The 19,419-nt window shown below is 70.7% G+C and carries 24 protein-coding genes; 18 read left to right on the top strand and 6 right to left on the bottom strand.

Annotated features, from left to right (window positions below; all coding sequences use genetic code 11):
- Nucleotides 1-216 precede the first annotated feature (216 nt).
- On the top strand, nt 217-1,161 hold the full coding sequence (locus EOD42_RS26045; RefSeq protein ID WP_164868060.1) for a LysM peptidoglycan-binding domain-containing protein: 945 nt from the start codon (nt 217-219) through the stop codon (nt 1,159-1,161).
- Here EOD42_RS26045 and EOD42_RS21320 read toward each other — a convergent pair.
- Nucleotides 1,092-1,514: a hypothetical protein gene (locus EOD42_RS21320; RefSeq protein ID WP_127789602.1), complete on the bottom strand. Its 423-nt coding sequence runs from the start codon at nt 1,512-1,514 to the stop codon at nt 1,092-1,094. The genes EOD42_RS26045 and EOD42_RS21320 overlap by 70 nt on opposite strands.
- 53 nt (nt 1,515-1,567) lie before the next feature.
- On the opposite strand from EOD42_RS21320, the gene EOD42_RS21315 reads away from it, so the two are divergent.
- Nucleotides 1,568-2,263 (top strand): phosphatidylserine decarboxylase, encoded by a 696-nt coding sequence (locus tag EOD42_RS21315; RefSeq protein WP_127789601.1) that lies wholly within the window; start codon nt 1,568-1,570, stop codon nt 2,261-2,263.
- Nucleotides 2,260-3,129 carry a CDP-alcohol phosphatidyltransferase family protein gene (locus EOD42_RS21310; RefSeq protein WP_127789600.1) on the top strand — a complete coding sequence of 290 codons (870 nt, stop codon included), beginning with the start codon at nt 2,260-2,262 and terminating at the stop codon, nt 3,127-3,129. Before EOD42_RS21315 ends, EOD42_RS21310 begins: the two co-directional genes overlap by 4 nt.
- On the opposite strand, the gene EOD42_RS21305 is transcribed toward EOD42_RS21310, so the two are convergent.
- Nucleotides 3,122-4,303 carry a vWA domain-containing protein gene (locus EOD42_RS21305; RefSeq protein ID WP_127789599.1) on the bottom strand — a complete coding sequence of 394 codons (1,182 nt, stop codon included), beginning with the start codon at nt 4,301-4,303 and terminating at the stop codon, nt 3,122-3,124. The genes EOD42_RS21310 and EOD42_RS21305 overlap by 8 nt on opposite strands.
- 4 nt (nt 4,304-4,307) lie before the next feature.
- Nucleotides 4,308-5,147: an AAA family ATPase gene (locus tag EOD42_RS21300; RefSeq protein WP_127789598.1), complete on the bottom strand. Its 840-nt coding sequence runs from the start codon at nt 5,145-5,147 to the stop codon at nt 4,308-4,310.
- An 84-nt stretch (nt 5,148-5,231) separates the two neighbouring features.
- Between EOD42_RS21300 and EOD42_RS21295 the strand changes: the two genes are divergently transcribed.
- The 9 genes from EOD42_RS21295 (at nt 5,232) to glpD (ending at nt 11,041) form a co-directional block, all read left to right on the top strand.
- Complete coding sequence (locus EOD42_RS21295) at nt 5,232-5,564, top strand: hypothetical protein (RefSeq protein WP_127789597.1); 333 nt, start codon at nt 5,232-5,234, stop codon at nt 5,562-5,564.
- Between the two features lie 68 nt (nt 5,565-5,632).
- A complete protein-coding gene (locus EOD42_RS21290) occupies nt 5,633-5,875 on the top strand; it encodes a hypothetical protein (protein ID WP_127789596.1) in 243 nt (80 codons plus the stop codon).
- A 12-nt stretch (nt 5,876-5,887) separates the two neighbouring features.
- Complete coding sequence (locus EOD42_RS21285) at nt 5,888-6,331, top strand: Dps family protein (protein WP_127789595.1); 444 nt, start codon at nt 5,888-5,890, stop codon at nt 6,329-6,331.
- A 22-nt stretch (nt 6,332-6,353) separates the two neighbouring features.
- Nucleotides 6,354-6,635 carry a hypothetical protein gene (locus tag EOD42_RS21280; protein ID WP_127789594.1) on the top strand — a complete coding sequence of 94 codons (282 nt, stop codon included), beginning with the start codon at nt 6,354-6,356 and terminating at the stop codon, nt 6,633-6,635.
- A 2-nt stretch (nt 6,636-6,637) separates the two neighbouring features.
- Nucleotides 6,638-7,042, top strand: a complete 405-nt coding sequence (locus EOD42_RS21275; protein WP_164868059.1) for a phage holin family protein — start codon at nt 6,638-6,640, stop codon at nt 7,040-7,042.
- Nucleotides 7,043-7,215: 173 nt separating this feature from the next.
- A complete protein-coding gene (locus EOD42_RS21270; protein ID WP_127789592.1) occupies nt 7,216-7,875 on the top strand; it encodes a PRC-barrel domain-containing protein in 660 nt (219 codons plus the stop codon).
- A gap of 4 nt (nt 7,876-7,879) precedes the next feature.
- Nucleotides 7,880-8,791 (top strand): diacylglycerol/lipid kinase family protein, encoded by a 912-nt coding sequence (locus EOD42_RS21265; protein WP_127789591.1) that lies wholly within the window; start codon nt 7,880-7,882, stop codon nt 8,789-8,791.
- Nucleotides 8,788-9,549 carry a metallophosphoesterase family protein gene (locus EOD42_RS21260; protein ID WP_127789590.1) on the top strand — a complete coding sequence of 254 codons (762 nt, stop codon included), beginning with the start codon at nt 8,788-8,790 and terminating at the stop codon, nt 9,547-9,549. Before EOD42_RS21265 ends, EOD42_RS21260 begins: the two co-directional genes overlap by 4 nt.
- 22 nt (nt 9,550-9,571) lie before the next feature.
- The gene (gene glpD / locus EOD42_RS21255) at nt 9,572-11,041 is read left to right on the top strand and encodes a glycerol-3-phosphate dehydrogenase (protein ID WP_127789619.1); all 1,470 of its coding nucleotides are present in this window, start codon (nt 9,572-9,574) and stop codon (nt 11,039-11,041) included.
- Here the strand turns inward: glpD and EOD42_RS21250 are convergent.
- Together EOD42_RS21250 and EOD42_RS21245 are read right to left on the bottom strand one after the other, a co-directional pair.
- A complete protein-coding gene (locus EOD42_RS21250; RefSeq protein ID WP_127789589.1) occupies nt 11,028-12,143 on the bottom strand; it encodes an MFS transporter in 1,116 nt (371 codons plus the stop codon). The genes glpD and EOD42_RS21250 overlap by 14 nt on opposite strands.
- Nucleotides 12,140-12,646: a GNAT family N-acetyltransferase gene (locus EOD42_RS21245; protein WP_240655240.1), complete on the bottom strand. Its 507-nt coding sequence runs from the start codon at nt 12,644-12,646 to the stop codon at nt 12,140-12,142. The genes EOD42_RS21250 and EOD42_RS21245 overlap by 4 nt, the downstream gene beginning before the upstream one ends.
- A gap of 116 nt (nt 12,647-12,762) precedes the next feature.
- On the opposite strand from EOD42_RS21245, the gene EOD42_RS21240 reads away from it, so the two are divergent.
- A complete protein-coding gene (locus EOD42_RS21240; RefSeq protein WP_127789587.1) occupies nt 12,763-13,548 on the top strand; it encodes an enoyl-CoA hydratase/isomerase family protein in 786 nt (261 codons plus the stop codon).
- A 9-nt stretch (nt 13,549-13,557) separates the two neighbouring features.
- Here EOD42_RS21240 and EOD42_RS21235 read toward each other — a convergent pair whose 3' ends face one another.
- Nucleotides 13,558-14,307: a hypothetical protein gene (locus EOD42_RS21235; RefSeq protein WP_127789586.1), complete on the bottom strand. Its 750-nt coding sequence runs from the start codon at nt 14,305-14,307 to the stop codon at nt 13,558-13,560.
- Between the two features lie 80 nt (nt 14,308-14,387).
- On the opposite strand from EOD42_RS21235, the gene EOD42_RS21230 reads away from it, so the two are divergent.
- Genes EOD42_RS21230 through EOD42_RS21210 form a run of 5 tightly spaced genes read left to right on the top strand, consistent with a single transcriptional unit; the run spans nt 14,388 to nt 19,336 of the window.
- Nucleotides 14,388-15,281, top strand: a complete 894-nt coding sequence (locus tag EOD42_RS21230) for a LysR family transcriptional regulator (RefSeq protein ID WP_127789585.1) — start codon at nt 14,388-14,390, stop codon at nt 15,279-15,281.
- Nucleotides 15,282-15,327: 46 nt separating this feature from the next.
- The gene (locus EOD42_RS21225) at nt 15,328-16,248 is read left to right on the top strand and encodes an NAD(P)-dependent oxidoreductase (protein WP_276318163.1); all 921 of its coding nucleotides are present in this window, start codon (nt 15,328-15,330) and stop codon (nt 16,246-16,248) included.
- 1 nt (nt 16,249) lies between these two features.
- On the top strand, nt 16,250-17,764 hold the full coding sequence (locus EOD42_RS21220; protein WP_127789583.1) for an aldehyde dehydrogenase family protein: 1,515 nt from the start codon (nt 16,250-16,252) through the stop codon (nt 17,762-17,764).
- Complete coding sequence (locus EOD42_RS21215) at nt 17,754-18,494, top strand: serine O-acetyltransferase (protein ID WP_127789582.1); 741 nt, start codon at nt 17,754-17,756, stop codon at nt 18,492-18,494. The genes EOD42_RS21220 and EOD42_RS21215 overlap by 11 nt, the downstream gene beginning before the upstream one ends.
- Nucleotides 18,491-19,336: a VOC family protein gene (locus tag EOD42_RS21210; protein WP_127789581.1), complete on the top strand. Its 846-nt coding sequence runs from the start codon at nt 18,491-18,493 to the stop codon at nt 19,334-19,336. Before EOD42_RS21215 ends, EOD42_RS21210 begins: the two co-directional genes overlap by 4 nt.
- Nucleotides 19,337-19,419 lie beyond the last annotated feature (83 nt).

The raw sequence follows: 19,419 nt of genomic DNA, 5'->3' as shown, positions 1-19,419 counted from the left end.
TGGATCTGGTTGCTGGCGGTCGGCGCCGGAGCTGCGTTTCTTGCTTGGCAACATGGGTGGGTAGGCAGACATCGTGCCTAGGCGCCCGCCAGGCAGGAGCCTGCCGCCCCGCCGGCCCAGCCCGCCCCGAACCCGGCTGCCGCACCGGCTGCCACTGCCCCTGCCCCCATCCGCCCGCGCTTCGACATCGCGCGCCTGTCGCCGCGCGGCAGCCTGGTGACGGCCGGGCGCGCGGCGCCGGGCGCCGACGTCTCGCTGCTGGAGAACGGGCGCCCCATCGGCCAGGCACGCGCCGATTCCCGTGGTGAATGGGTGATCCTGCCCGAAGGCACGCTGACGCCCGGCGCGCGCGAATTCACACTCGTCTCGCGCCTCGGCGGCGGAGAGCCCGTGCCCGGCGAGGACAGCGTATTGCTGGTGGTGCCGGAACCGGCCCCGGCCATGGCGGCGGCGCAGCCCACCCCGCGCCCGGAAGCAGCAGCACCCGCCGCACCGCAGGCCGCGCCAGCGCCCGCACCGGCGGCCGTCGCCCCGGCACCCGCCCCTGCCCCCGCCCCTGCCCCTGCGGCCGAAGCGCAGCCCGCGCCGCAGCCCCAGCCGCCCGTGGCGCTGCTGCTGCCGGGCACCGCCAACCAGGGCACGCCGCGCCCGGCGGCGGCCACCGCCGTTGCCACGCGCCTGACCATCGATGTGGTGGATTATGACAGCGCGGGCGCCATCCGCTTTGCCGGGGCCGGCCCCGCGGGCGCGGAGCTGCGCGTCTATGTCGATAACGGCCATGTCGGCGGTGCCCAGCCCGATGCGACCGGCCGCTGGGCGATGAGCCCGCAGAACCAGCCCGCCCCGGGCCTGCATCGGCTGCGGGTGGACCAGCTCGACCCCGCCGGCCATGTGGTGGCGCGCGCCGAGGTGCCGTTCCAGCGCGAGGTGCCGACCGCCGACCCCTCGCCCGAACAGGCCCGCTATGTGGTGCAGCCGGGCAACAACCTGTGGCGCATCTCACGCGGGGTGTATGGCCGCGGCATTCGCTACACGACCATTTATCAGGCGAATCGGGACCAGATCCGCGATCCGCGCCTGATCTACCCCGGTCAGGTCTTCGCCCTGCCGGACGCGCCGGCGGCGGGCACCGCCCCGGCCGCGACCAGCCGGTCGAGGTAGGGATCCATCGCCATGGCGAAGCGCACCATGGCGCTGACCAGCGAGATGGCCCCGCCGACCGGCGGCGCCGCGTGGCGCAGCACCATCCGGTGATCGGGCAGCAGGTGCAGTTCCGTCCCTTCCGGCAGGTCCTGGCGCAGTTCCTCCAGCGCCTCCAGCGCGGCGGCCCTGTCGGCCCCGCGCTCGGCGGTGGAAGGAATGCGCCCGGCATAGCCGCTCAGCGTCAACGCATCCTGCGTGACGGAAGCGGCACAGGGGCGCCCGCGCCAGGCATAGCGCACGATGGGCTGAAGATCCGGCGTGCGGCGGGACAACGTCCCGTCCGGCGCGACGTTGAAGGGTCCGATGGTCATCAACATACGGGCAAGCTTGCCCCGGCCAGATGAAGAGAGGATAAACCGCGCCCATGGCGCTCGCAGAAAGTCTTCGCATGGTGCTCGCCCGCCCGCACCGGGCCGGCACACCCTTCATCGCCGCTGGCGCCGTCGTGGCGCTGGTGGGTCTGGTCGTGTCCAAGTGGCTGTTCTGGCCCGGCCTGGCATTCACCTTGTTCTGTCTCTACTTCTTCCGTGACCCGGAGCGCTATCCGCCGCCGAGACCCGATCTCGTCATCGCGCCGGCCGACGGGCACATCGTCTCGGTCATCCAGGCCGCCCCGCCGGCCGAGCTCGACATGGGCAGCGAGCCGGTCTGGCGCGTGGCGATCTTCCTGTCGGTGCTGGACGTGCATGTGAACCGCAGCCCTGTGGCCGGCACCGTTACCCGCGTCGCCTATCACCACGGCAAGTTCATGTCGGCCAACCTGGACAAGGCATCGGACGACAATGAGCGCAACGCGCTGGCCATCCGCCTGCCCGACGGCCGCATGGTGGCCTGCGTGCAGATCGCGGGCCTGGTCGCCCGCCGCATCCTGTGCGACGCCAAGGCCGGCGACGTGCTGGAAGCCGGTGAGCGCTTCGGCATCATCCGCTTCGGCAGCCGCACCGACGTGTATCTGCCGCCCGGCGTGGTGCCGATCGTGAGTGTCGGCCAGACCATGATCGGCGGCGAGACCGTGCTGGCGAGCCTCGCCCCGGCGATTTCGGCCCCGGTGGCGGCATGACGGCGCGAGAGCGGGCCCAGAGGGCGTTGCAGCGGCGCGTGCTGCGCCGGCCGCGCTATCGCGGCCCCTCGCTGAACCGGCTGATCCCCAACATCCTGACCATGCTCGGCCTATGCGCCGGGCTGGTCGGCATCCGCTTCGCCTTCGAGGGCCAGTTCGGCCCGGCCGCCGCCATGATCGTGGCTGCCGCCGTGATCGACGGGCTGGATGGGCGCATCGCGCGGCTGCTGAAGGGCACCTCGCCCTTCGGCGCCGAATTCGACAGCCTGTCGGATTTCCTGTGCTTCGGCGTGGCCCCGGCGCTGATCCTGTATCTGTGGTCGATGCAGGAGGTAGGCCACCTGTTCTACCTGCCCTGCGTCATCTACGCGGTCTGCGTGGCGCTGCGCCTGGCGCGCTTCAACGCGGCGCTGTTCGATGACCCGGCGGCCCCGCCCAAGCCGGCCAAGCCGCTGTTCGCGCTGAACTTCTTCACGGGCGTGCCGGCACCGGCCGCGGCCGGCCTGGTGCTGTTTCCGCTGTTCGCCGCGCTGACGGCGCAGAACTGGGGCTGGGACAGGCTGGCGGAGGCGCTGCGCCACCCCATCTTCGTCGCCATCTTCCTGGTTTCGGCGGGCGGTCTGGCCATCAGCACCCTGCCCGCCTGGAGCGGCAAGCGCATCAAGGTGGCGTCCCAGCTGGTGCTGCCGCTGATGCTGGCGGTGCTGGCGCTGGCCACCCTGCTGCTGACCGAGCCCTGGGCCGCCATCACCCTGTGCATCATCCTGTACGCCGTGATGCTGGCGCTGTCCGTGCGGGCCTATCGCCGCCTCGCCCGCGCCTGGGAGGCCTCTCAGGAGGCGACGCTGGAAGTCCCGCCTACTTGAGAAGCTCGCGGGCCATCCCGTCGATGCCCTGAAGCGTGAGGGGGTACATCTTCCCCTCCACCAGCTCCGACATCAGCCCGATGGACTGCGTGTAGCGCCAGTGATCCTGGCGCAGCGGGTTCAGCCAGGCCACGCGGCGGAAATGCGATGTCAGCCGCCGCATCCAGACGATGCCCGATTCCTCGTTCCAGTGCTCGACGCTGCCGCCGGGCGCCGTGATCTCATAGGGGCTCATGGAGGCGTCCCCCACGAAGATCAGCTTCCAGTCGGGGCCATAGCGGCGCAGCAGCTCGTCGGTGCCCACCATGTTCTGCTGGCGCCGGCGGTTCTGGGTCCAGACCCGCTCATACAGGCAGTTGTGGAAGTAGTAGTGGCGCAGGTGCTTGAACTCGCTGCTGGCGGCGGTGAACAGCTCCTCGGACTGGCGGATGTAGTCGTCCATGCTGCCGCCGATATCCAGCAGCAGCAGCACCTTCACCGCATTGCGGCGCTCCGGCAGCATGTGCAGGTCCAGCATCCCGCCCTTGGCCGCCGTGCCCTTGATGGTGCCGCCGAGGTCGAGCTCCGTCGCCTCTCCCTGCCGCGCGAAGCGGCGCAGGCGGCGCAGCGCCAGCTTCATGTTGCGGGTGCCGAGCGCCACGTCGTCGGCCAGGTCCTTGAACTCGCGCTTGTCCCACACCTTGGTGGCGCGTCGGTGGCGGGATTCCTCCTGCCCGATGCGCACGCCCTCGGGGTTGTAGCCATGGGCGCCGAAGGGCGAGGTGCCGCCGGTGCCGATCCATTTGTTGCCGCCCTGGTGGCGGCCCTTCTGTTCCTCCAGCCGCTGCTTCAGCGTCTCCATCAGCTTCTCGAAGCCGCCGAGCGCCTCGACCAGGGCCTTCTCCTCCTCGGTCAGGTTTTTCTCGATCAGCTTCTTCAGCCATTCCTCGGGCAATGCCATCGGGTCCAGCCCGTCGGGCGAGCCCTCGATGCCCTTGAACACCTCACCGAACACGCGGTCGAAGCGGTCCAGGTGGCGCTCGTCCTTCACCAGCGTGGCACGGGCAAGGAAATAGAAATCCTCGATGCTGTAGCCCGCCACGCCGGCCTTCATCGCGCCCATCAGCGCCAGCCATTCGGTCAGGCTGACCGGCAGGCCGGCCTTGCGGAGCTGGAGGATGAAGGGGGCGAACATGGGCTCAGCGCCGCGCCCGGTTCAGAAACGCCAGCCGCTCGAACAGATGCACGTCCTGCTCATTCTTCAACAGCGCGCCGTACAGCGGCGGGATCGCCACCTTGGCGTCCTGCGTGCGCAGCGCCTCGGCCGGCATGTCCTCGATCATCAGCAGCTTCAGCCAGTCCAGCAACTCGCTGGTCGCGGGCTTCTTCTTCAGCTCGCCCACCTCGCGGATCTGGAAGAAGACGTTCAGCGCCTCCCGCGCCAGGTCCTTGCGGATGTCGGGGTAATGCGCCTGGACGATCTGCTCCATCGTCTCGCGCTCCGGGAAGCGGATGAAGTGGAAGAAGCAGCGGCGCAGGAAGGCGTCCGGCAGCTCCTTCTCGTTGTTGCTGGTGATGATGACGATCGGCCGCTGGGTGGCGCGGATGGTCTCGCCGGTTTCGTAGACATGGAACTCCATGCGGTCGAGTTCGAGCAGCAGGTCGTTCGGAAACTCGATATCGGCCTTGTCGATCTCGTCGATCAGCAGCACCGCGCGCTTCTCATGGGTGAAGGCCTCCCACAGCTTGCCGCGGCGGATGTAGTTGCGGATGTCGTGCACCCGCTCCTCGCCCAGCTGGCCGTCGCGCAGGCGGGAGACCGCGTCGTATTCGTACAGCCCCTGCTGCGCCTTGGTGGTGGATTTGATGTGCCATTCGATCAGCGGCGCATCCAGGCTGCGCGCGATCTCCTGCGCCAGCACGGTCTTGCCGGTGCCGGGCTCGCCCTTGACCAGCAGCGGGCGGGACAGGGCCACGGCGGCATTGACCGCGACCTCCAGCTCTCGCGTGGCGATGTAGTCCTTGCCGGTCTTGAACACAGGCTTCTCCCGGAATGCTTGGCGGCATGATGCGGGTTACGGCAGCCCTTGCAAACCCTGCTTTCGGCGGGCACAGGGGGCGGCATGCAAGCCTATTTCGCAGCCCTGGTGATGCTCTCCATCGCCGCCTTCATCGAGAACCGCTGCTCCACCCCCGGGCTCAGGCCCGAATGGCCACCGGCGGACCGCGCCTTCAAGGTGCTGGGGCGCAGCGCCTTCGCGGTGTGGCTGGGCCTGCTGGCCTGGGGTTTCGTGAAGTTTTCCTGGTGGCAGCCGGCAGCGGGCATCGTGGGCTCGCTGGCCGCCAATGCCCTGGTTCTGCAGGCCGGGCCGCGCCCGATGTGGCCCGGCGTCTCCATGGGCCTGTCGATACTGGGCCTGATGTTGGCCAGCTGGGTATTGGTACGCATCTTCTAATCAAAATCGCGCAACCCGCGCCCGAACATCGCGTTGTTTCAGCACCAACCCTTTGCTGGAGACACACGATGCGAAATGTCCTGAAGATCATCCCCGTCCTGGCCATTGCCGGCTCTCTGGCCGCCTGCGGCCACACCCCCGGCGACCGTATGCTGTCGGGTGGTGGTCTGGGTGCCGCCGGCGGCGCCATCATCGGCGCGGCGACGGGTGCGCCGCTGGCCGGCGCCGCGATCGGTGGCGTGGCCGGTGCCGCCGCGGGTGGCCTGACCTCCCCGCGCGACGTGAACCTCGGCCGTCCCATCTGGCGCTAAGGGGTCACGACCATGGCCAAGAACAGCGGCGTGACCACCGAACTGAAGGGCTTCGTGGCTGACACCTACGCCCTTCTCGCCAAGACCCAGGCCTGCCATTGGAACGCGAAGGGGCCGAACTTCATCGGCCTGCACAAGCTGACCGAGGCGCAGTACGAGGAGCTGTTCCACGCCGTGGACGAGCTGGCCGAGCGCCTTCGGGCGCTCGATGCCCCCGCCCCGCGCGGTCTGGCCGAGATGCTGGAGCTGGCGAGCCTGAAGGACGCCCCCGCCAGCCTCTCGACCGAGGCAGCCGCCAAGCTGCTGGCCGAGGACAACAGCGGCCTCGCGGACAAGGCGAAGACCATCGCCGAAGCCGCCGACGAGGCGGGCGACCTGGCCACCCATGACATGCTGGTGGCGCGCATCGACGCTCATCAGAAGGCCGCTTGGCTGCTGCGCAGCCACGTGGTCTGATAGTAACGCAAGGAGAACGAGAATGTCCGCTCCCCGTACCGAAGCGGTGGTGCATGCCATTGCCGCCGATGCGTCCGACGAAATCGCGAAGCTGCGCGAGAAGGTCGAATTCCTGATGAGCGAGCGCGTGACGCCCGCCGTCTCCGCGGTCGCCGCTGAGATGGGCAGTGCCGCCGCCGTGGCGCGCGACACCGTCCGCGCCCAGTCCGACCGCTTCGAGGGCGCGGTCAAGGAACAGCCGTTCCTGGCCATCGGCCTCGCGGCGCTGGCCGGCTTCGTCGCCGGCACGCTGTTCAAGCGCTGACCGTGCGGTCACTGCGTCTTCTGGGTGCCGCGGCGGAGGCTGAAAGCCTCCGCCTGCGCCGCCAGGCCTCCCAGGCCGCTCGGCGGGGTGCCTTCTACGCGGTGGCCGGCGCCTTCGGCTTCGCGGCTGTGGCCATGCTGCATGTCGCGGGCTGGATAGCGATTTCCGAAGCCTATGGTTCCCTGATCGCAGCCCTCGCCCTGGCGGGGATCGATCTGGTGATCATGGGCATCGTGCTGTTCGCGGCGCGCGCACGTCCCGACCCCGTGGCCCAGGCCGCGCTCGTCCTGCGGGAGAGAAGCATGGCCGAATTCCATGCCTCGCCCCTGTTCGGCTTCAGCAGCCCGGGGCTGGCAACCGGCTTCGCCTTCGCCGAGAACATCGCCCGCACGATCTTCAAGCGCTGAACGGCGCGCAGAGGGATCTGAACAGCCGCCGGAGCCATCCGGCGGCTTTTTTGTTGCGAATTCAATTCTTTAGCAGAAACTCTTCGCAACCTTCCGCAACCCGCCCGGGGCCAGGGCGTTTTCCTGTCAGACCTCGCGCACGCCGCGATGGAACCGCCACACAGGAGGACCTCATGTCCGAGCAGACCAAGAACTTCAAGCAGATCGCGGCCATGACCCTGGCTGCCGGCCTGATCGCCATTCCCGCGGTCGCCTTCGGCCAGGCCGACGGCACGCCGGGCAACCCGCCGGGCACCGCGGCCAGTCGCGTGATCGACCGCGCGACCGGCCAGCCCAGCATCCCCGACGGCGCGCCCGGCAACCCGCCCGGCACCGCCGTGGGCCGCGCCGTTGACCGCCTGACCGGCCAGCCCACCCACCGCGACGGCACCGGCAACAACCCGGCTGGCACCGCCGTGGACCGTGCGGCCAGCCGCGCCGCCCAGGGCGTCTCGCAGGGCGTCGCCACCGCCACGACGGCCGCGACCACCGCCGCCGCCGGTGTGCACCTGCCCCCCGAACAGTCCCGCGCCAGCAAGCTGATCGGCTCTCGCCTGTACAACGACCGCGCCGAGAACATCGGCGAGATCGAGGAAGTGGTGCTGAACGCCCCGGGCCCGATGGCCGTGGTGCAGATCGGCGGCTTCCTGGGCATGGGCGGCCGCCAGGTGGCCGTGCCGCTGTCCGAGCTGCGCTGGAGCGGTGACAACAACCGCCTGACGCTGCCGGGCGCCACCCAGGACGCGCTGCGCGCGCGCCCCGAGTTCCACTACGACAGCCTGCGTCGCGGCTGATCGCATGAGCGCCATGCTCCAGGAAAGGGCGGGGCTTCCGGGCCCCGCCCTGCTTGCGGGCGCGCGCTGCGCGGTCGTCGCCAATGGGTCGGCGGGCACGCTGCAGCGTGACCCCGGACTGCTCCCGCGCCTGGAGGAAGCGCTGGAGCGGGCCGGGTTTTCGCTCGTTGTACGTCCCCCGCCCGAAGCCTCGCTCGATGAGCAATGGCGGCTGGCGACCGAGGCCTCGCCGGATGTGGTGTTCGCCTTCGGCGGCGACGGCACGCTGCGCGCCATGGCCGAGCGCGCGATCGCCGAGGGCGTCACCCTCGCGCTGCTGCCGGGCGGCACCATGAACCGCGTCTGCGCGCGCCTCGGCCTGCCGCAGGACCCGGTGGCCGCCGCCGCGCGCTATCGCCCCGGCAGGACGCGCGGCCTGGCGGTGGGCTTCATGAATGAACACCCCTTCCTGTTCCAGTCGCTGCTGGGCAAGCCGGTACGCCTGCTGCGCTTCCGTGAGATGCAGCGCGGGGCGGGGGCCGCAGGCTGGCTGCCGTTGCTGCGCGCCATGCTGCGCAAGCTGCTGTTCCTCGGCCGGGACAGGCTGACCATCGTCCTGCCGGACGGCGAGAGGCTGGCGGGCTCCGTCGCCGTCGTCACCATGCCCGAGCCCGACGGCCAGCCCGCGCTCACGGTCGAGGTCGCGCGCCCGCGCCACGCCGTGTCCCGGATCCGCCAGTCCTGGCGCTGGTTCCGCGGGCGGCTGTCCGACGACCCCGAAGCGGCCTCCGCCACCGCCGAGAGGCTGGTCGCCATGGGCCGCACGCGCTCACTGCGCTTCAGCCTGGATGGTGAGATGATGCTGGCGCCCATCCCGCTGCGATTCCGGCTGCGCCCGGATGCGCTGACCATATTGGACCCCGTGCCGCCACCATGATCCGCCTGGCACATGTGACAGACCTGCACCTGGGCGAGGCACCGCCCGCCCTGGTGGAGGAGTTCGCCTCCGACCTGATCGCCGAGGCGCCGGACGCGCTGCTGGTCGGCGGCGACCTAACGCGCGCCGCCAGGGGCGTGGAGTTCATCGCGGCGTGGCGCCTGCTCGAAAGCGTGGCCCCGCATATCCCGGTGCTGGCCGTGCCCGGCAACCACGACATTCCGCATTGGGACCTGGTGGACCGCTTCTTCAAGCCGAAGGCCGATTGGCAGGCCGCGCTGCCCGATCGTGTCGTGACCAGCCTGGATCTGCCCGGCCTGTCGGTGATCGGCCTCGACACCGTCAGCCGCGCGCAATGGCACCTGGACTGGTCGGCGGGCAGCGTTTCCTCCCGGCGGCTGCGCGCGCTGGAGGAGGCGCTGGAGGCGCGCGCCAATCCGCGCTGCGTCGTGCTGACGCATCATCCGTTGCGCCACCCGGGCTGGGCCACGCAGCGCCAGCCGGTGCGCAATGCGGCCCTCGCCCTCGATCTGCTGCGTCGCGAGGGGGTGGAGCTGATCCTCTCGGGCCACCTGCATCGCGCGGCGCTGCTGACCGATGAAGGGCGGCCGTGGCAGGTCATCACCCCCTCCGCCCTGTCGGAGCGCGGCAGCGGGCAGATGGGTTGGACCATGCTGGAATGCGGCGAGGCCGGGCTGTCGATCCGCCGCCGCGACTGGCGCGCGAGGCAGGAGCAGCGCGAGGCTTTGCCGGCCTGAGCGCAAGCCCTATCCTGGCGTGATGGAGACCCCCTTCGACCTTCTGGTGATCGGCGGCGGCGTGAACGGTGCCGGCATCGCGCGCGACGCTGCGGGCCGCGGCCACAAGGTGATGCTGGTGGAACGGGGCGACTTCGCCCAGGCCACCTCCTCCGCCTCCTCGAAGCTGATCCATGGCGGGCTGCGCTACCTCGAACACTACGAGTTCCGCCTGGTGCGGGAGGCATTGGCCGAGCGCGAGGTGCTGCTGCGGCTGGCACCCCACATCATCTGGCCCATGCGCTTCGTGCTGCCGCACCGGCCGGAGATGCGGCCGCGCTGGATGATCCGGCTCGGCCTGTTCCTGTACGACCACCTGGCGCGCCGGGTCTCGCTGCCCGGGGCGGAGGGCTTCCGTACCGCGAGCCACCCTTTCGGGGCGCCGCTGAAACCCGCGATCACCAACGCCTTCGCCTATTCCGACGGGTGGGTGGAGGATTCGCGGCTGGTGCTGCTGAATGCGCGCGACGCCGCGGCGCGGGGCGCGACCGTGCATCCGCGCACGGAGTTTCTTTCGGCCGATCGCCGTGCGGATCATTGGCAGGCCACGCTGCGCGGCCCGTCGGGCGAGTTCAGCGTCACTGCGCGCGGCATCGTCAACGCGGCGGGCCCCTGGGTGCAGCAGGCACTCGGCGCCGCCCACGCGAAGCCGCCCGGCCGGGTGCGGCTGGTGCGCGGCAGCCACATCGTGGTGCCCAGGCTGCATGAGGGCGCCCAGGCCTATATCCTGCAGAACGACGACCGGCGCGTGGTGTTCGTGATCCCGTATGAGGGCGAGTTCTCCCTGATCGGCACCACCGACATCCCGCATGAGGGCGACCCCGCCGCCGCCCGCTGCACCGAGGAGGAAGCGGCCTATCTGATCGAGGCCGTGAACCGGCAGTTCCGCCGCCAGCTGTCGATGGCCGACATCGTCTGGCGCTACTCGGGTGTGCGGCCGCTGTTCGACGACGGCGCGGATGATCCTTCCGCCGTCACGCGCGACTATGTGCTGAAGCTGGATGAGGAAGGCCCGCCGCTGCTGTCGGTCTATGGCGGCAAGATCACCACCTTCCGCCATCTGGCGCAGGACGCGACGACCATGATCGGCCGCGCGCTGGGCCATGTGGGCACGCCCTGGACGGCGGGCGCGATGCTGCCCGGGGGCGATCTGGGCGGGCTGGGCCGGGATGCCTTCCTGGCCGGGATGACCCGCCGCTATCCCTGGATGCCGGGCATGGAGAGGCTGGTGCGCACCCATGGCGCGGAACTGCCCGCCGTCATCGGTGATGCCGGCAGCCTGGCCGATATGGGCCGGCACTTCGGCGCCGGACTGACGCAGCGCGAGATCGACTGGATGCGCGACCATGAATGGGCCTTCACCGCCCAGGACATCCTGTGGCGTCGCACCAAGCTCGGCCTGCACATGAGCGAGGCCGAGCGGGAAACGGTGCGCGAGGCTATGGGCGGCTAGGCCGGGCCAGCCCCAGCGAGGCCAGCGCCAGCACGCCCGCCGCCCCCAGGAACAGCGCCGGCACCGGGACCACCGGCAGCAGCATGCCGGCCAGCAAGGGGCCCAGCCCCGCGCCGATGTCCCGCCACGTCGCCTGCCGCGCAAGGGCCGGCACCCGCGCCGGCCCGGGATTGGCGGCCGCGATCACCGGCGGCGGCAGCGGCTGCAGGATGCCGCGCAGCACCACCACCACCGCCACACCCAGCCACAGCGCCCCAAGTCCGATCGCCGCCAGCGCCGCCGCCGAACCGAGCGACACCACGATCAGCACGCGCAGCGCGCCGAAACGCTCGGCCAGGGCGCCTGCCGGGCGGCCCAGCAGGATCTCGGCCAGATAGCGGCTGGCCAGCGCGGCGCCGGCGGCCAGCGCCCCGGCCTCGGGCCAGGCGGCGGCGGCCAGGATGGCCAGCGCGAACACATAGAGCCCCTCCAGCGTGATGCCCTGGATCAGCCCCCACACATCCATCCGCCCGGGCAGCGAGAAGCGCGGACCGCCCTTGCCCAGCGCATCCGTGCCCTGCCCCGCCGGCAGGCCGGCCGCGAAGGGCAGCGCGCAGGCGGCCAGCGCCGCCAGGCCCAGGAACACCATGGGTGCCGGTACCCATCGCGTGGCCAGCGCACCGGCCACCAGGCACAGCATCGGCCCCGCCGCCACGATGGCGCGCGACGTGCCGCTGCGCCGGGCCGCACCTTGGGGCAAGCGGGTCGCCATGTCCTGCGTGGCGATGTTCAGCGCGGCGAAGGCCAGCCCCCAGGCCAGCCGCGCGGCCAGCAGCATCACCACCCCCGGCGCCAGCGCATAGCCCAGCGAGGAAGCGACGGACGCCGCCACCGCCATCAGGCAGGCCGCGCGCGTTCCCCGCCCCGCATACAGCCGCGCCACCCAGCCATAGCCCACGATCCGCACCAGGCGGTTGGCGGCCAGCAGCAGCCCGGCCTCGGCCAGGGTCACGCCGAACTCGGCGGCATGCAGCGGCAGCAGCAGATACAGCACCGTGTCGGTGGGCAGGGTCAGCGCCAGGGTGATGGCGGCGTTGCGGTTGTCCCGGTCGGGCGTGCTCATGCCGGCGGGCTTTCGGCGCCCTCGCCCAGCGGCAGGCTCATCAGCACGCTGTCCACCCAGCGGCCATGCTTCCAGCCGATGGCGGGGATGGTGCCGACCATGCTGAAGCCCTGGGAACGGTGCAGGCCGATGGAGGCGGCATTCCCGCTGTCGCCGATCACCGCGACCATCAGGCGGAAGCCGCGGGCGGTGCATTCCTCGATCAGCCGCGCCAGCAGCGCGCGCGCGACCCCGCCGCGATGCGCATCGGGCGAGACATAGATGCTGTTCTCGACCGTGAAGCGATAGCCGGGGCGGGTGCGATAGGGCCCGGCATAGGCATAGCCGAGCAGCCGCCCCTCATCCTCGGCCACCAGATAAGGGTAGCCGCCGGCCAGCACGGCATCCCGCCTGCGGGCCATCTCCTCGCCGTCGGGCGGCTCCAGTTCGAAGCTCGCCAGGCCATGGGCCACCCAATGGCCGTAGATGGCGGTGATGGCGGGCAGGTCGCTTAGTTCAGACATCCGGATGATCATGTCATCAAACTGCAGCCGAAGCGGCGCCGCGCCAAGCGGAGGACCTGGCCGCTTGTCGGTCCCTGCGGCCCCGTTCATGTTAAAAGCCGGAAACGGAACCCAGCATGACCGAAGAAGCCAGCACCCCCATCCTGACGCGCGAGGGCGCCGTCGCCACCCTGCGGCTGAACCGCCCGCGCCACCTGAACCGGATCGAGCCGCCCGACCTGGCCGCGATCGCGGCCGCCATCGACGAGGTCAATGCCGACCCCGCCATCCGCGTGCTGGTCTTCACCGGCACCGGGCGCGCCTTCTCGGCCGGCTATCACCTGGGGGATCTGGCCAGCAGCCCGGATGCGGCGGTCGCCAAGGGCGGGCCGCAGCTGTCCTTCGAGGATGTGGGCAGCAAGCTGGAGAATTGCCGCGTGCCGGTGATCTGCCGGCTGAACGGCGGGGTGTATGGCGGCTCCACCGACCTCGCGCTGTGCTGCGACTTCCGCATCGGCATCGATACCATGGAGATGTTCATGCCGGCCGCCCGGCTCGGCGTGCACTACTACCCCTCGGGCATGGTGCGCTACGTCTCGCGGCTGGGGCTGAACGCCGCCAAGCGCCTGTTCCTGACCGCCGAGAAGCTGGATGCGGCCGAGCTGTTCCGCATCGGCTACATCACCGAGATCGTCGCCCCCGAGAAGCTGGACGAGGCGGTGGATGCGCTGGCCACGCGGCTGGCCGCCATGGCGCCGCTGGCGGTGCAGGGCATGAAGATCGCGCTCAATGAGATCGCGCGCGGGGAGTTCGACGCGGATGCCTGCGCCACCCGCGCCAAGGCCAGCCAGAAAAGCGCGGACCTGCAGGAAGGGTTGGCCGCGTTCCGCGAGAAACGCGCGCCGGTCTTTCACGGCCGATAGGCGCCCTGCCTATCGCCAGCCCACCAGGGACCAATGGGCCGTGTGCTTGAGGAAGTAGTTGCACAGGTTGGACGGCAGCGTGTGCTTGGCGTCCAGCTTGATGAAACCCTCCTCGGTCTCGGCCATGCAGAGCTGGAAGGCCAGGGTGCACATCTCCGAGCAGATGACGTGCTTGGGCATCATGCCGGTGCGGTTGCGGTATTTCAGCAGCCGTGCCCGCGCCCCGGTGCCGAATTTGGACGAGCCGAGCAGCGCCCCGATCACGCGGCCGGTGATGCCGATACCCGCCGTCGGGCCGCCGGAATAGCCGACGCCGTTCCTGGCATAAGTGCCGTTGTCGTAGTTGTTGGCCCATTCCTCCACGACCAGGGCGGCCCTCAACGCCAAATCCGCATTGTAGAACCGGAAGACGATGGCGCTGTTGTTGTCCCGCGCCATGGGCATCTTGCGGACACCGACACCATCCACCGAATCCACCTTCATGCTGACATCGGAGGAGACGATGTTGGTATGGCCGATGGCGCCGCCGTTCGCATGGAAGAAGACGTCGCCGGGCCTGGACATGCTCCTCGTGTAGAGCGGCAAGCCCGCTACCAGCGGCGCCAGCTTGCCCCCCAGTTTCTTCTGCCGCGACAGCAATTCCTGCGAGGAGGAGGAAGAGGGGATGAAGCCGCTCGTCAGCGAACTCGACATCACGGGCACGCTGGTGTTGCCGCTGGTCGACGTATAGGAATTGGCGGAACTGAGAGTGCTGGGCATGACTTCTCCGGCGCGGGGGCGCTGCTGCTTCCAGCCGACTGTCCGCCGCAGCAGTTAATGCTTTCCGAACCGGAGGCCCCGTGACCGACCGCGCCCTGCGCTATTTCCTGGCCGTGGTGCGTGCCGGTTCCATCCGCGGCGCGGCGGAGGCGCTGCATGTCGCGGCCTCCGCGATCAGCCGGCAGGTCGCCGAGCTGGAAGCCGAGCTGGGCGAGGCCCTGCTGGAGCGCCTGCCCCGCGGCGTGTCCCCCACCGAGGCCGGGCGCATCCTGGCCGAGCACGCGCAACGGCAGGAGGAGGAGGCCCAGCTGCTGGAGGACCGCCTGGCCCGGCTGCGCGGCGGGCAGGAAGGGGTGGTGCGGCTTTCGGTCGGCGCGGGTTTCCTGCCCGTGCTGATCGACCAGGGGATTGCCGGCTTCTCCCGCGCGCATCCGGGTATCGGCACCAGCGTGGCGATGGGCACGACGGCGGGCATCCTGGCGGCGGTGGCCGATGGCGATGCCGATATCGGCCTGGCCTACAACCCGCCCGCCCATGCGGCGCTGGAGGCGGTGGCGATTTCCCGCCAGCCGGTGGCCGCCATCCTGCGCCCGGACCATCCGCTGGCGAGCCTCGGCGCGCCGCATCTGCGCGACTTCGCCCAGGTGCCCGCCGCGCTGACCCCGCCCGACCACGGGGTGCGGCAGCTGCTGGGCCGCGTCGAGGCCGATGGCGGCTTCCGCCTGACGCAGCGGATGGAGACGGCCTCATTCGAGTTGCAGCGGCGCTTCGCCATGGCGGGGCTGGGGGTGACCTTCATGCCGGGCTTCGCGGCGGATCTGGCCGGCAGCGGCCTCGTCGCCCTGCCCCTGCGCGACCCGCTGCTGGCCGAGGCCAGCGCCCATCTGCTGGTCCGCGCGGGGCGGCGCCTGCCGGTGGCCGTCGCCCAGCTGCTGCACTGGCTGCGGCGGGAGATGCCTGTCTTCGCCGGCTGAAGCAGCGTTGCCTGATTGCGAACACTCCGTTCGCAAAGCTCTGCTTGTGGCAACAATCCTGTCATCTGATCCTCCCGCGCATCGGAGGTATCAGATGAGCATTTCCACAGTCGGCGTCGTTGGCCTGGGCAATATGGGGCTCGGCATGGCGAAAAGCCTGGTCCGCGCCGGGTTCAGCGTGATCGGGTATGACATCTCCGACGCGCGCCGCGCGCAGGTCGAGGCCGAGGGCGTGCGCTTCCTGCCGCTGGCCGAGGTGCTGAACGGTGCCGACGCGCTGGTGTTCTCCCTGCCCTTCGCCAAGGATGTGGAGGCGGTGGTGACCGCCCCGGGCGGGCTGCTCTCGCGTTCCGACCGCAAGGTGGTCGTGATCGACACCTCGACCTCCGACCCCGGCACCACCCGCCGCCTGGCCACCCGCCTGGCCGAAACCGGGCACGGGCTGCTGGATGCGCCCGTCTCGGGCGGCCCCTCGGGTGCTGAGACCGGCAGCCTGACCATGATGATCGGCGGCGAGGCGGCCGATATGGAACTCGCCCAGGGCGTCATCGCGGCACTCTCGGCCAAGGCCGTGCATGTGGGTGCGTCGGGTGCGGGCAACATCGCCAAGCTGGTGAACAACATGCTGGTCGCGGCCCATCTGGTCACGACCGGTGAGGCGCTGAAGCTTTCCGAATCCGCCGGGCTGTCGGCCGAGGAAGCGCTGAAGGTGGTGAACGCCGCCACCGGCCGCAGCGCGATCAGCGAGGCGATGGTGCCGCGCTGGGTCATCCCCGCCACCTTCGACAGCGGCTTTTCCGCAGGCCTGATGCGCAAGGACTTGCGCCTGGCGCTGGAACTGGCGGCCGAGACCGGCTCCCCCACGCCGCTGTGCAGCCGCGCGGGCGAGATCTGGGAAGAAGCCCGCCAGGGCCGCATCCCCGACACCGCCGACTTCACCCTGATGGCTGATTACCGGAGCAAGTAAGATGACCGACCGTATCGCCGAACTCCTTTCCTCCCTGCTGCCCGGCGGCAAGGTCGGCAGCTATGTGGCGGGTGAGATCCTGCCCGGCACCGGCGCCCAGCTCGATCTGGTGAACCCGGCCAACGGCCAGGTCTTCCTGTCCTTCGCCGATGCCGGCGCGCCCGTGGTGCAGGCCGCGATGGAGGCCGCCCGCCCCGCCCAGCGCGCCTGGATGGCGATGTCCGCCGCCGCGCGCGGCCGCGCGATGTGGGAGGTGGCCCGTCTGGTCCGCGCCCATGTGAAGGAACTGGCCGAGCTCGAGACCCTGTCCGCCGGCAAGCCCATCCGCGACACGATGGGTGAGGTCGGCAAGGTCGCCGAGATGTTCGAATATTACGCGGGCTGGGCCGACAAGCTGCATGGGGAGGTGATCCCCGTCCCCACCACCCACCTGAACTACACCCGCCCCGAGCCCTTCGGTACGGTGGTGCAGATCACGCCCTGGAACGCCCCGATCTTCACCGCCGGCTGGCAGATCGCGCCCGCCATCTGCGCGGGCAATGCGGTGGTGCTGAAGCCGTCGGAGCTGACGCCGCTCACCTCCCTCGCGCTCGGGGCCATCTGCGACAAGGCGGAGGGCATTCCCCGCGGCCTCATCTCCATCCTCGCAGGCGGCGGGCCGACGACGGGTGCTGCCGCCGTCTCTCACCCTGACACCCGGCTGGTGGTGTTCGTGGGCTCGGCCGAGGCTGGCGCGCAGATCGCCGCCGCCGCCGCGCGCAACATCGTGCCCAGCCTCCTCGAACTCGGCGGCAAATCGGCCAATATCGTCTTTGCCGATGCCGACCTGTCGCGGGCCGTGGCCGGCGCGCAGGCCGCCATCTTCGGCGGCGCGGGGCAGAGCTGCGTGGCGGGTTCGCGCCTGCTGGTGCAGCGTTCGGCGCATGCCGAATTCGTCGCCCGGCTGGCCAACGCCACCAATCGCATCCCCTTCGGCCTGCCGACCGACCCCGCGACCCAGATCGGGCCCATCAACAACCGCCGCCAGTTCGACAAGATCGGGGCGATGGTGAAGGAAGCCACGGCCGCCGGCGCGTCGCTGGCCGCGGGCGGCGGCTGCCCGGTGGAATTCCAGTCCACCGGCGGCTTCTTCTTCGCGCCCACCATCCTGGACAGCGTGGCCCCCGACGCGGCCATCGCGCGGGAGGAAGTGTTCGGCCCGGTGCTGGCCGTGCTGCCCTTCGACACCGAGGAAGAGGCGGTTGCGATCGCCAATTCCACGCCCTTCGGCCTGGCGGGCGCGGTCTGGACGCAGGATGTCGCCCGCGCCCACCGCGTGGCGGGTGCGGTGCGCGCCGGCACCTTCTGGGTGAACAGCTACAAGACCATCAACGTCGCCTCGCCCTTCGGCGGGTTCGGGCGTTCGGGCTTCGGCCGTTCCTCGGGGCGCGAGGCCCTGGCCGCCTATACCCAGACCAAGAGCGTGTGGGTGGAAACCGCCGCCGCCCCGGCCGTGGCCTTCGGCTATGTCGGCTGAGATCTGGCACCGGCTGGGCGAGGCGGCGGGCGGCATCGCCGAACCGCTGCTGGCCCCGGCACTTGCGGCCACCGCCGGCGCCGCCACCCCGGCGGCCGGGATCGCGGCCCTGCTCGCGCGGCTGATCCGCCCGGTGTTCATGGAAGCCTGCGCGGCCGAAAGGCTCGCGCGGGAAGCCCTGACGCCGGAGGACACGGCGGCGGCACTCGCGGATCTCGACGCGATCACCACCCGCAATTTCGAACCCGGTGGCCTCGCGGGCACCTGGATCGGCGGGCGGGGTTTTCACATGCTGGCCGCGCATCGCGTGGCGCATCGGCTGTGGCTGATGGGCCGGCATGACCTGGCCATGGCCTGGAAGACGGCATCCGCCGCGCTGGGGGCGGATATCCACCCCGCCGCGCGCATCGGTTCGCGCATCTTCCTCGACCACGGCATCGGCGTCGTGGTGGGCGAGACCGCGGTGATCGAGGATGATTGCAGCATCTGGCACGGCGTGACGCTCGGCTCGACGCTGATGCAGGGGGGCGCGGACCGCCACCCCAAGATCAGGCGCGGAGCCGTGATCGGCGCGGGTGCCACGCTGCTGGGCAATATCGAGGTCGGGCTGGGCGCGGTGGTTGCCTCGGGCAGCGTCGTGCTGGCCTCCGTCCCGCCCTTCACCACCGTCGCGGGCAACCCGGCCCGCGCCACCTCCCGCTATCGCCACCCATACGGATTCACCGCATGAAGCTTCCCGGCATCGACCACCCGCTCGTGCTGCTGCGCGACATCGAGGCGGGGCGCGCCTTCTATGCCTCGCTCGGCTTCACGCTGACGCCGGTGGGCAAGCACCCCTGGGGCACCAGCACCAGCCTGGCGGTGCTGGAACGCTCCGCGCTGGAGCTCATGGGCATCTATGACGAGAGCCTGATCGACGCGATGGATGTCGGCGGCTTCAAGTTCGGCCGCCACATGCGCGACGCGCTGGCCGAGCGTGAGGGCATCGCCCTCATCGCCCTGCACCCGGGCCAGGGTGCCGCCGAGGACGGCGAGGCGATGGCCGCGCACGGCCTGCCCTATCAGGGCCACCTGGGCTTCCGCCGCAAGGTGAAGCCGCCGGGCCGCGACTGGGATGAGGCGGTGGTGTCGCTCGGCATGCTGGTGGACCCGGCCCTGCCGCGCGTCTCTCACTTCGTGGCGCAGCAGCACAAGCCCGAATTGCTGTGGGTGCCGGAATGGATGCAGCACGCCAATGGTGCCACGCATATCGCAGCCGTCACCTATTGGGCGCCCCAGCCCGAGGCGGCGCTGAACCGCCTGACGGCGATGTTCGGCCCCGCCGTGGCGGTGCCCGGCGGCCATGCCGTGCAGACCGGCCAGGGCGTGTTCCGCGTGCTGACCGACTGGGCACCCGAATTCGGCGATGCCCCGCGCCCGAATGTGGTGGGCCCTGCCGCCGTGAACATCGATTTCGCCGTGCCCGACCTGTCGAAGGTCGCCGCCGTGGCCACCATCGCGACGCCGGGCGGGCTCGCGGTGCCCGACATCGCCTCGGCCGGCAATGTGCTGGTTCGTTTCGTGGCGGCCTGAACGGCCGCCGCACCGGGTAGGGGCAAAGCCGGGCGGGGAACCGCCGCCACCCGTCCACAGGGAAAGCCTGCACTCAACAGGAG

This window comes from Rhodovarius crocodyli (assembly GCF_004005855.1).
Classification (GTDB): domain Bacteria; phylum Pseudomonadota; class Alphaproteobacteria; order Acetobacterales; family Acetobacteraceae; genus Rhodovarius; species Rhodovarius crocodyli.
The sequence above is the reverse complement of the archived record's forward strand: the minus strand, read 5'-3'. Positions and strand labels throughout refer to the sequence as shown.

Bases quoted from the DNA above. Each gene is read 5' to 3' on its own strand.
- EOD42_RS21310 (WP_127789600.1), top strand. From the start codon at position 2,260: ATGACGGCGCGAGAGCGGGCCCAGAGGGCGTTGCAGCGGCGCGTGCTG.
- EOD42_RS21260 (WP_127789590.1), top strand. From the start codon at position 8,788: ATGATCCGCCTGGCACATGTGACAGACCTGCACCTGGGCGAGGCACCG.
- EOD42_RS21265 (WP_127789591.1), top strand. From the start codon at position 7,880: ATGAGCGCCATGCTCCAGGAAAGGGCGGGGCTTCCGGGCCCCGCCCTG.
- EOD42_RS21270 (WP_127789592.1), top strand. From the start codon at position 7,216: ATGTCCGAGCAGACCAAGAACTTCAAGCAGATCGCGGCCATGACCCTG.
- glpD (WP_127789619.1), top strand. From the start codon at position 9,572: ATGGAGACCCCCTTCGACCTTCTGGTGATCGGCGGCGGCGTGAACGGT.
- EOD42_RS21235 (WP_127789586.1), bottom strand. From the start codon at position 14,307: ATGCCCAGCACTCTCAGTTCCGCCAATTCCTATACGTCGACCAGCGGC.
- EOD42_RS21215 (WP_127789582.1), top strand. From the start codon at position 17,754: ATGTCGGCTGAGATCTGGCACCGGCTGGGCGAGGCGGCGGGCGGCATC.
- EOD42_RS21305 (WP_127789599.1), bottom strand. From the start codon at position 4,303: ATGTTCGCCCCCTTCATCCTCCAGCTCCGCAAGGCCGGCCTGCCGGTC.
- EOD42_RS21240 (WP_127789587.1), top strand. From the start codon at position 12,763: ATGACCGAAGAAGCCAGCACCCCCATCCTGACGCGCGAGGGCGCCGTC.
- EOD42_RS21210 (WP_127789581.1), top strand. From the start codon at position 18,491: ATGAAGCTTCCCGGCATCGACCACCCGCTCGTGCTGCTGCGCGACATC.
- EOD42_RS21245 (WP_240655240.1), bottom strand. From the start codon at position 12,646: ATGTCTGAACTAAGCGACCTGCCCGCCATCACCGCCATCTACGGCCAT.
- EOD42_RS21250 (WP_127789589.1), bottom strand. From the start codon at position 12,143: ATGAGCACGCCCGACCGGGACAACCGCAACGCCGCCATCACCCTGGCG.
- EOD42_RS21280 (WP_127789594.1), top strand. From the start codon at position 6,354: ATGTCCGCTCCCCGTACCGAAGCGGTGGTGCATGCCATTGCCGCCGAT.
- EOD42_RS21290 (WP_127789596.1), top strand. From the start codon at position 5,633: ATGCGAAATGTCCTGAAGATCATCCCCGTCCTGGCCATTGCCGGCTCT.
- EOD42_RS21285 (WP_127789595.1), top strand. From the start codon at position 5,888: ATGGCCAAGAACAGCGGCGTGACCACCGAACTGAAGGGCTTCGTGGCT.
- EOD42_RS21315 (WP_127789601.1), top strand. From the start codon at position 1,568: ATGGCGCTCGCAGAAAGTCTTCGCATGGTGCTCGCCCGCCCGCACCGG.
- EOD42_RS21320 (WP_127789602.1), bottom strand. From the start codon at position 1,514: ATGACCATCGGACCCTTCAACGTCGCGCCGGACGGGACGTTGTCCCGC.
- EOD42_RS21220 (WP_127789583.1), top strand. From the start codon at position 16,250: ATGACCGACCGTATCGCCGAACTCCTTTCCTCCCTGCTGCCCGGCGGC.
- EOD42_RS21295 (WP_127789597.1), top strand. From the start codon at position 5,232: ATGCAAGCCTATTTCGCAGCCCTGGTGATGCTCTCCATCGCCGCCTTC.